The organism is Xanthomonas sp. NCPPB 3959 (assembly GCF_056675575.1).
The window spans coordinates 260,365-273,087 of record NZ_JBWWVR010000003.1; the positions used below are offsets into that span (position 1 = coordinate 260,365).

11 protein-coding genes and 4 tRNA genes are annotated in these 12,723 nt (G+C 61.2%); all 15 read right to left on the reverse strand.

The annotated features are described in order from the left end of the window. Window positions 1–88: 88 nt before the first annotated feature. The gene (rpoB, locus tag AC1KVG_RS05755; protein WP_006450626.1) at window positions 89–4,240 is read right to left on the reverse strand and encodes a DNA-directed RNA polymerase subunit beta; all 4,152 of its coding nucleotides are present in this window, start codon (window positions 4,238–4,240) and stop codon (window positions 89–91) included. A 294-nt stretch (window positions 4,241–4,534) separates the two neighbouring features. Continuing rightward, window positions 4,535–4,900 carry a 50S ribosomal protein L7/L12 gene (gene rplL, locus AC1KVG_RS05760; protein WP_006450625.1) on the reverse strand — a complete coding sequence of 122 codons (366 nt, stop codon included), beginning with the start codon at window positions 4,898–4,900 and terminating at the stop codon, window positions 4,535–4,537. Window positions 4,901–4,954: 54 nt separating this feature from the next. Next, window positions 4,955–5,488, reverse strand: a complete 534-nt coding sequence (rplJ, locus tag AC1KVG_RS05765) for a 50S ribosomal protein L10 (RefSeq protein WP_016900680.1) — start codon at window positions 5,486–5,488, stop codon at window positions 4,955–4,957. A gap of 549 nt (window positions 5,489–6,037) precedes the next feature. Next, a complete protein-coding gene (rplA, locus tag AC1KVG_RS05770; protein ID WP_006450622.1) occupies window positions 6,038–6,736 on the reverse strand; it encodes a 50S ribosomal protein L1 in 699 nt (232 codons plus the stop codon). A gap of 3 nt (window positions 6,737–6,739) precedes the next feature. After that, the gene (rplK, locus tag AC1KVG_RS05775; protein WP_176339532.1) at window positions 6,740–7,168 is read right to left on the reverse strand and encodes a 50S ribosomal protein L11; all 429 of its coding nucleotides are present in this window, start codon (window positions 7,166–7,168) and stop codon (window positions 6,740–6,742) included. Between the two features lie 198 nt (window positions 7,169–7,366). Next, window positions 7,367–7,924, reverse strand: a complete 558-nt coding sequence (nusG, locus tag AC1KVG_RS05780; RefSeq protein WP_043908886.1) for a transcription termination/antitermination protein NusG — start codon at window positions 7,922–7,924, stop codon at window positions 7,367–7,369. A gap of 13 nt (window positions 7,925–7,937) precedes the next feature. After that, window positions 7,938–8,348, reverse strand: a complete 411-nt coding sequence (secE, locus tag AC1KVG_RS05785; RefSeq protein ID WP_006450619.1) for a preprotein translocase subunit SecE — start codon at window positions 8,346–8,348, stop codon at window positions 7,938–7,940. A gap of 49 nt (window positions 8,349–8,397) precedes the next feature. Beyond that, window positions 8,398–8,473, reverse strand: a tRNA-Trp gene (locus tag AC1KVG_RS05790). Window positions 8,474–8,579: 106 nt separating this feature from the next. Further along, window positions 8,580–9,770, reverse strand: a complete 1,191-nt coding sequence (gene tuf / locus AC1KVG_RS05795) for an elongation factor Tu (protein WP_108350190.1) — start codon at window positions 9,768–9,770, stop codon at window positions 8,580–8,582. A gap of 46 nt (window positions 9,771–9,816) precedes the next feature. Beyond that, window positions 9,817–9,892, reverse strand: a tRNA-Thr gene (locus AC1KVG_RS05800). 33 nt (window positions 9,893–9,925) lie between these two features. Then, window positions 9,926–9,999 (reverse strand) — tRNA-Gly (locus AC1KVG_RS05805). A gap of 29 nt (window positions 10,000–10,028) precedes the next feature. Then, window positions 10,029–10,114: transfer RNA gene (locus AC1KVG_RS05810), tRNA-Tyr, on the reverse strand. 153 nt (window positions 10,115–10,267) lie between these two features. Continuing rightward, on the reverse strand, window positions 10,268–11,359 hold the full coding sequence (gene ychF, locus AC1KVG_RS05815; protein ID WP_043888972.1) for a redox-regulated ATPase YchF: 1,092 nt from the start codon (window positions 11,357–11,359) through the stop codon (window positions 10,268–10,270). A 74-nt stretch (window positions 11,360–11,433) separates the two neighbouring features. After that, window positions 11,434–12,018: an aminoacyl-tRNA hydrolase gene (gene pth / locus AC1KVG_RS05820; RefSeq protein WP_481093743.1), complete on the reverse strand. Its 585-nt coding sequence runs from the start codon at window positions 12,016–12,018 to the stop codon at window positions 11,434–11,436. A 51-nt stretch (window positions 12,019–12,069) separates the two neighbouring features. Then, on the reverse strand, window positions 12,070–12,705 hold the full coding sequence (locus AC1KVG_RS05825; RefSeq protein ID WP_006450615.1) for a 50S ribosomal protein L25/general stress protein Ctc: 636 nt from the start codon (window positions 12,703–12,705) through the stop codon (window positions 12,070–12,072). Between the last annotated feature and the right edge of the window lie 18 nt (window positions 12,706–12,723).

A 12,723-nucleotide genomic window follows, 5' to 3' on the forward strand; every position in this document is an offset into this window, starting at 1 on the left:
GGTCGGAGGAATTTCGTATCTGAGATGAAACCGAGGGCATTACGTTCCGGATCCAGGCACCGCATTACGGCGCCTGGATCCAGCTCGATCACTCTTCCAGTTCCATGTTGATCGCCAGCGAGCGGATTTCCTTCACCAACACGTTGAAGGATTCCGGCATGCCCGCGACCATCTCGTGCTCACCATCGACGATGTTCTTGTACATCTGGTTGCGGCCCTGCACGTCGTCGGACTTCACCGTCAGCATTTCCTGCAGGGTGTAGGCCGCGCCGTAGGCTTCCAGCGCCCAGACTTCCATCTCACCGAAGCGCTGACCACCGAACTGCGCCTTACCGCCCAGCGGCTGCTGGGTGACGAGCGAGTACGGGCCAGTCGAACGTGCATGCATCTTGTCGTCGACCAAGTGGTTCAACTTCAGGTAGTGCATGTAGCCGACCGTGGTCTTGCGATCGAACGCTTCGCCGGTACGACCGTCGTACAACTGGGTCTGACCGCTCTGCGGCAGTTCGGCCAATTCCAGCATGCGCTTGATTTCCGCTTCGCTGGCGCCGTCGAACACCGGGGTGGCCATCGGCACGCCGTCGATCAGGTTCTTGCCCAGGTTGAGCAATTCCTCATCGCTGAACTGCGACAGATCCACGCGCTGTGCATTGATCGCGCTGTCGTGGTTGTAGATGTCGTCCAGGAACTTGCGCAGCTCGCTGACCGCCGCCTGGGCTTCCAGCATGCGCTGGATCTTGCGACCCAGGCCCTTGGCGGCCCAGCCCAGATGCACTTCCAGAATCTGGCCGATGTTCATACGCGACGGCACGCCGAGCGGGTTCAGCACGATGTCGACCGGCTCGCCGGTGGCCATGTACGGCATGTCCTCGACCGGCACGACGTTGGAGACCACACCCTTGTTGCCGTGGCGGCCCGCCATCTTGTCACCCGGCTGGATGCGGCGCTTCACTGCCAGGAACACCTTGACCATCTTCAGCACGCCCGGTGCGAGGTCGTCGCCCTGAGTGATCTTGCCGCGCTTGTCGGCGAAGCGTGCTTCGAATTCCTTCTCGTGCGCCTGGATCTGCTTCTGCGCACGTTCGATGGCATCGGCTGCGTCTTCGTCCTTCATGCGCAGCTGGAACCAATCGGACTTCTTCAGCCCGTCCAGGTACGCGTCGGTGACGTTGTCGCCCTTCTTCAGGTTCGGACCGCCGTTGGCGACCTTGCCCACGATCTGCGAGCGCAGACGTGCGTAGATGGCCGCTTCCAGGATACGGAACTGGTCGTCGAAGTCCTTCTTGACGCGCTTGATCTCGGACTCTTCGATCTGACGCGCACGCTTATCCTTCTCGATGCCGTCGCGGGTGAAGACCTGCACATCGATGACGGTGCCGTCCATGCCCGGGGGCACGCGCAGCGAGCTGTCCTTCACGTCGGACGCCTTCTCACCGAAGATCGCACGCAGCAGCTTTTCTTCCGGGGTCAGCTGGCTTTCGCCCTTCGGCGTGACCTTGCCGACCATGATGTCGCCGGCACGCACTTCCGCACCGATGTACACCACGCCGCTTTCGTCCAGACGGTTCAAGGCCTGCTCGGACACGTTCGGGATGTCGGCGGAAATTTCCTCCGGCCCCAGCTTGGTGTCGCGCGCAACGCAGGTCAGTTCTTCGATGTGGATCGTGGTGTAACGATCCTCTTCCACCACACGCTCGGAGAGCAGGATGGAGTCTTCGAAGTTGTAGCCGTTCCACGGCATGAACGCGATCAGCATGTTCTGGCCCAGCGCCAGCTCACCGATGTCGGTGGACGGGCCGTCGGCCAGCACGTCGCCGCGCGCGATCACGTCGCCCACGTTCACCAGCGGACGCTGGTTGATGCAGGTGTTCTGGTTGGAGCGGGTGTACTTGATCAGGTTGTAGATATCCACGCCGGCATCGGTGCCGCCGCCGATTTCTGCCTCGTTGACCTTGACCACGATACGGGCTGCATCGATCTGCTCGATCACGCCACCACGCAACGCATTCACGGTCACGCCCGAGTCGCGCGCAACCGCACGCTCGATGCCGGTACCGACCAGCGGCTTTTGCGAACGCAGCGTCGGCACGGCCTGGCGCTGCATGTTGGCGCCCATCAGTGCGCGGTTGGCGTCATCGTGCTCGAGGAACGGCACCAACGCCGCTGCGACCGACACGGTCTGCATCGGCGAGACGTCCATGAAGTGCACTTCAGCCGGCGGCTTCAGCAGCGACTCGCCCTGGAACCGGCACGGCACGAACTGCTCGGTGAGCATGTTCTTGGCGTCGGTCAGCGCGTTCGCCTGGGCGATCACGTACTCGTTTTCTTCGATCGCCGACAGGTACTCGACGTCGTCGGAGACCTTACCGTCCAGCACCTTGCGGTACGGGGTTTCAAGGAAGCCGTACTGGTTGGTGCGGGCGAACACGGCCAGCGAGTTGATCAGGCCGATGTTCGGGCCTTCCGGCGTTTCGATGGTGCAGACGCGGCCGTAATGAGTCGGATGCACGTCGCGCACTTCGAAGCCGGCGCGCTCGCGGGTCAGACCGCCCGGGCCCAGTGCGGAGACGCGACGCTTGTGCGTCACTTCCGACAGCGGGTTGTTCTGATCCATGAACTGCGACAGCTGCGAGGAGCCGAAGAATTCCTTGATCGCGGCAGCCACCGGCTTGGCGTTGATCAGTTCCTGCGGGGTCAGACCTTCGGATTCGGCCATCGACAACCGCTCTTTGACCGCGCGCTCGACGCGGACCAGGCCCACGCGGAACACGTTCTCGGCCATTTCGCCGACCGAACGCACGCGACGGTTGCCCAGGTGATCGATGTCATCGACCACGCCGCGACCGTTGCGGATCTCGGTGAGCACCTTGAGCACTTCCAGGATGTCGGAGGTGTCGGTGTGTTCGGCGACCAGGCGCTTGGACTCTTCGTCGTTACGCTCGGCAAAGTACTTCTTGTCGTACAGCACCGACTCGCCAAGAACCTCCTTGCGGCCGACGCGACGGTTGAACTTCATCCGGCCGACCGTGGACAGGTCGTAGCGCTCGAAGGTGAAGAACAGGTTGTGGAACAGGTTCTGTGCGGCTTCCTTGGTCGGCGGCTCGCCCGGACGCATCATGCGGTAGATCTCGACCAGCGCTTCCAGCTGGGTCTTGGTCGGATCGATACGCAGGGTGTTGGACAGGTACGGACCACGATCCAGATCGTTCACCCACAGGGTGCCGACCGCATCGACACCGGCCTTGCGGAACGCAGCCAGTTGGTCTTCGGTGATCTCGTCGTTGGCATTGGCAAGCAGTTCGCCGGTCGAGCTATCGACCACGTCGTGCGACAGGATGCGCGTGACCAGGTAATCGTCCGGCACGGCCAGCGCGGCGACGCCGGCGGCTTCGAGCTGCTTGACGTGACGCGCGGTGATGCGCTTGCCCGCTTCCACGATGACCTTGTCGCCATCGGCCAGGTCGAAGTTCAGCGTTTCGCCACGCAGACGCTCCGGCACCAGCTCCAGCTGCACGCCTTCGTCCGGATTGATGTGGAAGGTGTTGATCTCGAAGAACTCTGCCAACATCTCTTCGTTGTTGTAGCCAAGCGCACGCAGCAGGATCGATACCGGCAGCTTGCGACGACGGTCGATACGGGTGAACAGCGCATCCTTCGGGTCGAACTCGAAGTCCAACCAGGAGCCGCGGTACGGAATGATGCGGGCGCTGTACAGCAGCTTGCCCGAGCTGTGGGTCTTGCCACGGTCGTGGTCGAAGAACACACCCGGCGAACGGTGCAGCTGCGAGACGATCACGCGCTCGGTGCCGTTGACGATGAAGGTACCGTTGTCGGTCATCAGCGGGATTTCGCCCAGATAGACCTCCTGCTCCTTCACGTACTTGATGGCCTTGGTCGACGACTCGCGGTCGTAGATCACCAGGCGCACGGTCACGCGCAGCGGCGCGCCGTAGCTCATGCCACGCTGACGGCATTCACGCTCGTCAAACACCGGCTGACCCAGCTTGTAACCGACGTATTCCAACGCGGCGTTGCCGCTGTAGCTAGAAATCGGGAACACCGACTTCAGCGCTGCGTGCAGACCGAGGTCCTTGCGCTTGTTCTGCTCCACGTCTTCCTGCAGGAATTCGCGGTAGGAGTCCACCTGGATCGCAAGCAGGAACGGCACTTCGAGAATCGAGCGCTGCTTACCGAAATCCTTGCGGATACGCTTTTTTTCGGTGAACGAATAAGACGTCATGAGGTCTTCCACCCTAGGTTGCGGGGGCAGCGTCGCCGCGGCCCTGAAATAACAAAATTGTCAGTTGGAAGTCGCTGGTATTGCCGGCACCAGCACGCCTTCTCTTGCTACTTCCAACTACCAACTCGGTGAAGCGGAGATTGGGATGACCAGATTGGGGATGGCGAAGATTGCCTTCGCATCCCGAATGCCGACTCTCAAATCCCGGCTTTCCATCAACGGCCAAAGGCCGGGAGCTTTACGCTCCCAGCCTTCAGTGCATCACCCTGAAACGCTGGCGATGCAAGATGCTGCTTACTTGACTTCGACGGTCGCGCCGGCTTCGGTCAGTTCCTTCTTGATCTTCTCGGCTTCGTCCTTGGTTGCGCCTTCCTTCAGGATGCCACCGGCTTCGGTCAGATCCTTGGCTTCCTTCAGACCCAGGCCGGTCACGGCGCGGACGGCCTTGATGACGCCGACCTTGTTGGCGCCGCAGCTGACCAGCACCACGTTGAATTCGGTCTGCTCTTCAACCACGGCAGCCGGGCCAGCTGCAGCAGCAGCGACCGGAGCGGCGGCGGAGACGCCGAACTTCTCTTCGATGGCCTTGACCAGCTCCATCACTTCCATCAGGGACTTCTCGGCGATAGCTTCGACGATCTGTTCGTTGGTAAGGGACATTGTGATTACCTTTAAATAATTTTCTGGATTGGGGTTCTAGCAAACGCTAGGACATCAAGCTTCGGCAGTCTCGGCGACCGGCGCGGCGGCTTCGTCGCCACCACCCTGCTTGTCGCCAACGGCCTTGACGGCACGGGCGAACATGGCAGCCGGTTCGGACAGCACGCGGGCCAGCATGGCCAGGGCCTGATCGCGGGTCGGCAGCGATGCCAACACGTCGACGTGACCAGCCGGGAACAGTTCCCCGCCGATGGACACGACCTTGGCCTGCAACTTGTCGTTGCCCTTGGCGAATTCCTTGATCAGGCGACCGGCAGCGCCGGGCTCCTCCATCGAAAACGCATACAGCAAAGGACCGACCAGCTTGTCAGCGACGACAGCGAAATCAGTACCTTCAACGGCGCGCGCAGCCAGGGTGTTCTTGACAACTTTCAAGAACACACCGGTTTCTCGGGCCTGCTTGCGCATCGCGGTCATCTGGGAGACCGTGATGCCAGCGTATTCGGCGGCGATCAAGGAGTGGGCCTTGGCGGCGATGTCTGCCAGCTCGGCGACTACTTCTTGCTTCTGAGACAGATTGAGAGCCATTGCACTCCTCCGTTAAAGCCGGGATTCGGGATTAGCAATTCGGGATTGGTCAGAGCTGATGAAGCCGCTTCTGCCAATCCCCAATGCCGAATCTCCAATCCCCGCTTCAAACTACTCCGCTCGCGGCTCCTGCCGGTTGCGGTCCAGGGCAGCCTCCATCCTGGAAGCCGGGAACATCGACCGATGTTCCTTTGGTGGCCTTTCTAGACCTGGAGTGGGCTCGATCCGGGATGTCCCAGACGCGCGTAAACCAGAAAGCTCCAGAAGGGCGACACCATCTACGCCGGCCGGCTCATACGAACCTGATTAAGCGACCCCGCTGCATCGACGGCGACTCCTTGCCAATGTGAGCATCCCTGCCCGTCGTCGATCTGCGCTGACCGCGCCTGCGGTCTTTGACGGCTACCGCCGGACATGCCGGCGATCGCCTTCAAAATGTCCGTTACCCCAAAGGAGGGAACGGACTCCCAGCACACGGTGACCCGGGCCGGAAAAACAATGCTGTACTCCATCGACGGGTCAGGCCCATGACAGGCCCGACCCATCAACTCACTTCAGCGCAAGGCTGGACTGGTCGACCGTCACGCCAGGGCCCATCGTCGAGCTGACCGACACCTTCTGCAGGTAGGTCCCCTTGGAGGTGGCCGGCTTGGCCTTGATCAGGTCCAGCAGCAGCGCCTGCAGGTTCGACTTCAGCGCTTCGTCGTCGAAGCTGGCCTTGCCGATGGTGCAGTGGATGATGCCGGCCTTGTCGGTGCGGTAGCGCACCTGACCCGACTTGGCATTCTTGACGGCTTCACCCGGGTTGGCAGACACGGTGCCGACCTTGGGGTTCGGCATCAGGCCACGCGGGCCCAACAGCGTGCCGAGCTTACCGACGACGCGCATTGCGTCCGGGGTGGCGATGACCACGTCGTAGCTCAGATCGCCGGCCTGCATCTTCTCGGCCAGGTCGTCCATGCCCACTGCCTCGGCGCCTGCAGCCAGGGCTTCGTCAGCCTTGGCGCCGGCCGGTGCGAACACTGCAACGCGCACGCTCTTGCCGGTACCGGCCGGCAGCACGGTGGAACCGCGCACCTGCTGGTCGGACTTCTTGGCGTCCACGCCCAGGCGCACGGCAACGTCGATCGACTCGACGAACTTGGCCTTGGTCACGGTCTTCAGGATCTTGATTGCGTCATCGAAGGCATAGGTCTTGCCCGGAACGACAGCGGCCGCAATGGCCTTAACGCGCTTGCTCTGTGCCATGTCTTAGCCCTCCACCGTCAAACCCATGCTGCGGGCAGAACCCGCAATCGTACGCACCGCTGCTTCCAGCTCGGCCGCAGTCAGATCGGCTTCCTTGGTCTTGGCGATCTCTTCCAGCTGCTTGCGCGTCACCTTGCCCACCTTGTCGGTGTTGGGACGCTTGGAGCCGGAGGTCACACCTGCGGCCTTCTTGAGCAGCACGCTGGCCGGGGTGCTCTTGGTGACGAAGGTGAAGGTACGGTCGGAATACGCGGTGATGATCACCGGCGTCGGCAAACCCGGCTCCAGCTTGGACGTCGCTGCATTGAACGCCTTGCAGAACTCCATGATGTTCAGACCGCGCTGACCCAGTGCAGGGCCGACCGGCGGCGCAGGGTTGGCCTGACCGGCCTTGACCTGCAGCTTTACATAACCAACGACTTTCTTACCCATTTCGATACTCTCCGGGTGCTAGCGCCTTGACGACAGGCTCCCCATCGGACCGGGAAATCACGTGTCCCGGCTTCACGTTTCTGGTAACACGCAGATGGCTGCCATACGGCAGCCATTGTTTCCCGGCGGTTCGCCAGGTGAGCGAGCCGCGCACTATAGCAGCAATTGTTGCGGGTGCCTAGGCGGCACCCGACTGAGTCAGCCCTTCTCGACCTGACCGAACTCGAGCTCGACCGGCGTGGAGCGACCAAAGATGAGTACGGCAACCCGCAACCGACTCTTCTCGTAATTGACTTCTTCAACAACGCCATTGAAGTCGTTGAACGGGCCATCGGTGACGCGCACCATCTGACCCGGCTCGAACAACACCTTCGGACGCGGCTTCTCGACACCGTCCTGCACGCGCTGCAAGATTGCATCCGCCTCTTCGTCGCGAATCGGCAACGGGCGGTCGGCCGTGCCACCAATGAAACCCATCACTTTGGAAGTTTCCTTCACCAAGTGCCAGCTTTCATTGTCGATACGCGGGATACCGGCTTCTTCGTGCGTTTCGATCTGCACCAGCACATAGCCGGGGAAGAACTTGCGCTCGGACCGACGCTTCTGGCCGGCGCGCATCTCGATGACTTCTTCGGTCGGCACCAGCACGTCACCGAAACGCTCTTCCATTTCGGCGCGTACGATGCGGTCGCGCAAGGCTTGCGCAACAGATTTTTCAAAGCCTGAATAGGCGTGAACGACATACCAACGCTTCACTGCTTGATTCTCCTCAACGAGCCAGGAACCACTGCGTGAGCTTCTGGATGACGAAATCGAAGCCGCCCAACAGCAAACTCAGAATGATCACAACAACAATCACGACCCAGGTGGTACGGATGGCTTCCTGGCGCGTCGGCCAGACCACCTTGCGCAACTCGAACCTGGATTCGGACATGAATTCACGGGTTTCACGGCCTTTGCCGGTCCCCAGAAACACAAACGCACCCGCCGCCAACCCAACGATCACAGCCAGCGCGCGCAATTGCGGCGTCCAGGCTCCAAACTGGGTTGCGCGTTCAGGCGCAGAAAACCAGAACCACACAAACAACCCCGCAATCACCAGGAGCGCGGAGAGGACGTATTTCACGATATCAGCGCTGGCAGCAGACGCGCTTTTGGAAGGCTCGATTTTGCTATTCATCCGGCTCTAGTTACCGATCTGACCCGAATTACTGGGCCGGAAAGAGGAGTGGCACGCCAGGAGGGACTCGAACCCCCAACCTGCGGTTTTGGAGACCGCTGCTCTGCCAATTGAGCTACTGGCGTATGTACTCGTTTACCGCAAACCCTAAGACAACGAAGGCGGACCGAGGTTCAGCCGGCCCGCCATTCGTTTGAATCCAGCCGCCGCGAGGCGACTGGATGCAGGCACTTACTTGATGATCTTGGCAACCACGCCGGCGCCGACGGTACGGCCACCTTCACGAATCGCGAAGCGCAGACCTTCGTCCATCGCGACCGGGTTGATCAGGGTCACGACCATCTTCACGTTGTCGCCCGGCATCACCATCTCCACGCCTTCCGGCAGCTGGCAGGCGCCAGTGATGTCGGTGGTGCGGAAGTAGAACTGCGGACGGTAGCCCTTGAAGAACGGGGTATGACGACCACCCTCATCCTTGGACAGCACATAGACTTCGGCTTCGAACTCGGTGTGCGGCTTGATCGAACCCGGCTTGCACAGCACCTGGCCGCGCTCCACGTCGTCACGCTTGGTGCCGCGCAGCAGCAGACCGGCGTTATCGCCTGCCTGACCCTGGTCCAGCAACTTGCGGAACATTTCCACGCCGGTGACGGTGGTCTTCTGCGTGTCGCGGATACCGACGATTTCGATTTCGTCGCCGACCTTGATGATGCCGCGCTCGATACGACCGGTCACCACGGTGCCACGACCCGAGATCGAGAACACGTCTTCGACCGGCATCAGGAACGGACGGTCGACGTCGCGGGTCGGATCCGGAATGAAGGTATCCAGCGCTTCGACCAGCTTCAGGATCGCCGGCACACCGATTTCGCTCTGATCGCCGTCAAGCGCCAGACGGGCCGAACCGTGGATGATCGGAGTGTCGTCGCCCGGGAAGTCGTACTTGCTCAGGAGCTCACGCACTTCCATCTCGACCAGCTCAAGCAGCTCGGCGTCATCGACCATGTCGGCCTTGTTCAGGAACACGACGATGTGCGGCACACCGACCTGACGCGAGAGCAGGATGTGCTCACGGGTCTGCGGCATCGGACCGTCGGCAGCCGAACACACCAGGATCGCGCCGTCCATCTGCGCCGCACCGGTGATCATGTTCTTGACGTAATCGGCGTGGCCGGGGCAGTCGACGTGCGCGTAATGGCGAACTGCGGACTCATATTCAACGTGCGCGGTCGAGATCGTGATACCACGCGCCTTCTCTTCCGGCGCTGCGTCGATCGCGTCGTACGCCTTGAACTCGCCACCGAAACGCTCGGCACCGATCTTGGTCAGCGCAGCGGTCAACGTGGTCTTGCCATGGTCAACGTGACCAATGGTACCGACGTTAACGTGCAGCTTTTCGCGAAGAAATTTAGCTTTTGCCATGGGTGCGTGTCTCGGTAATCGTTTGGAGTTGAAGACGATTGAGTAATGGTGCTCACGAAAGGAATCGAACCTTCGACCTCCTCCTTACCAAGGAGGTGCTCTACCGACTGAGCTACGTGAGCGAGTTTTGCATTATGCCATGCATTTACGTTCAATGGAGCGGGAGACGGGAATCGAACCCGCACCATCAGCTTGGAAGGCTGAGGTTCTACCGTTGAACTACTCCCGCGCCGGGAACTGCAAGACACAACATGAAACTGGTGGAGGGAGGTGGATTCGAACCACCGAAGGCGTAAGCCAGCAGATTTACAGTCTGCCCCCGTTGGCCGCTTGGGTATCCCTCCAGCTTTTACTACCGGACCGGGGCGCGATGAAGCGATTCGGTTCGGGGTGAAGCAGCCCGCTATTTTGTTGTGGGAGACAAGCAGTGTCAACAAAAATTTCGCGCTATTTGTCACGCCTGAATGTGCGCAGCCATGCCGGCCGCGCGCACCCGCTCAGACGTTGAAGCGGAAGTGCAGCACATCGCCTTCCTTGACGCGATATTCCTTGCCTTCCAGCCGCAGACGACCGGCATCGCGCGCGCCGGTTTCGCCGCGGTACTTGATGAAGTCGTCGAAACCGATCGTCTCGGCGCGGATGAAGCCCTTCTCGAAATCGGTATGGATCACCGCTGCGGCCTGCGGCGCAGTGGAGCCGGCCTTGACCGTCCACGCACGCACTTCCTTGACGCCTGCGGTGAAGTAGGTCTGCAGGCCAAGCAGCTTGTAGGCCGCGCGAATGACGCGATTCAAGCCAGGCTCGGCCAGGCCCAGGTCGGCCAGGAAGGTGTCGCGATCTTCGTCGTCGAGCTGCGACAGTTCTTCTTCGATCGCTGCGGAGACCGGCACCACTTCGGCGCCTTCGGTCACTGCATGCGCACGCACCGCATCCAGGTGCGGGTTGTTCTCGAAACCGTCTTCTAGCACGTTGGCGATGTACATCACCGGCTTGAGCGTGAGCAGGAACAGATCGCGCACCAGCGCTTTTTCTTCCTCGTCCAGCCCAGCGGCGCGCCCGGCTTTGCCATCGGCCAATGCGGCCTGCAACTTGGCCAGCACCGGCTTGCGTGCCGCTGCATCCTTGTCGCCGCCCTTGGCACTGCGCTCGGCACGGTTGAGCGCCTTTTCCACGCTATCCAGATCGGCCAATGCCAGCTCGGTATCGATGGTTTCGATATCGGCGATCGGGTCGACCTTGTTGTTCACGTGGATGACGTCGTCGTTCTCGAAGCAACGCACCACGTGGGTGATCGCATCGACTTCGCGAATGTGGGCCAGGAACTTGTTGCCCAGCCCTTCGCCGCTGGCCGCACCCGCCACCAGCCCGGCGATATCGACGAACTCGACCGCAGTCGGGATCAGCTTCTGCGGCTTGACGATTTCAGCCAGCTGATTAAGGCGCAGATCCGGCACCGGCACGATGCCGACGTTCGGCTCGATGGTGCAGAACGGGAAATTGGCCGCCGCGATGCCGGCTTTGGTCAGCGCATTGAACAGGGTCGACTTGCCGACGTTGGGCAGGCCGACGATGCCGCATTTGATACCCATGGTGCACGTCCGGGATTTGGGATTCGGGATTGGAGATTCGCAATGCCGCATGGCCGCAAATCCCCAATCCCCAATCACGCGTCCTTACTGGTATGCAGCCGCTTCATCGCCTCATTGAAATTCCCTTGTATTGCCAGCGGCAGCACATCGATGGCGGCGTCCACTGCAGTACCAATCGCCGCATCGTCGTCGCGCCCTGCCCGTCCCAGCACCCATGGCACCACGCGATCCTTGTGACCGGGATGACCAATGCCGACACGCAAGCGGTGAAATTTGCCGTGCCCCAGCAGGCGGATGGTATCGCGCAGACCGTTCTGGCCGCCGTGGCCACCATCGAACTTGAGCCGCGCAGTGCCCGGCGCCAGATCCAGTTCGTCGTGTGCAACGAGCAGCTGTTCCGGCTCGATCTTCCAGAACCGCAACGCGGTGGTGATCGATTTGCCGCTGAGATTCATGAAGGTGGCCGGCTTGAGCAGCCAGACCGGTTGACCGGCGATCTCGACCTTTGCGGTCTCGCCGAACAACTTGGCATCCAACCCCCAGCGCGCGCCATGGCGCTCGACGAGGGCATCGACGAAACGAAACCCGGCGTTGTGCCGGGTTTGCGCGTGTTCCGGACCGGGATTCCCGAGTCCCACAATCAGGCGGAGTGCAGACATGCCAGTCACCGCAGCCGATCCCCCGCGCAGTGCGAGGGATCGGCCGACGGATTACTTGGTCTCGGCGCCTTCGCTACCTTCTTCACCGGCAGCGTCTTCTTCTTCGATGCGCACGTGCTTGGCAGCAACCACCGCCACGTCGTGTTCCTTGCCCAGCTTCAGCTCCGGAATTTCCACACCGGCCGGCAGGGTGATCTCGGACAGATGGATCACGTTGCCAACTTCCAGGGCACCGAGGTCCACTTCGATGAACTCCGGCAGATCCTTCGGCAGGCAGACGACCTGAACTTCGTTCAGTTCGTGGGTCACGACCACTTCGCTGGACTTACCGGCCGGCGAGGTTGCTTCGTTGACGAAGTGCAGCGGCACAGCGGCGCTGAGCTTCTCGTTGGCGCTGACGCGCTGGAAGTCGATGTGGATGATCAGCTGCTTGAACGGATGGCGCTGCATGTCACGCAGCAGGACCTGCTGCACGTCGCCATTGAGGTTCAGGTCGAGGATCGACGAGTAGAACCACTCGTTCTGCTGGGCAAGCCAGATCTGCTCGTGGTTGAGCTGGATGCTGACCGGCTCGAGTTCGCCACCGTAGACGATGGCCGGAATGACGCCAGCGTGACGTAGGCGGCGGCTCGCACCCTTCCCCTCGTTCGCGCGGCGCTCGACCTTGATTTCGTGTGTCTTTGCCATTGGATTTCACTACCTGGA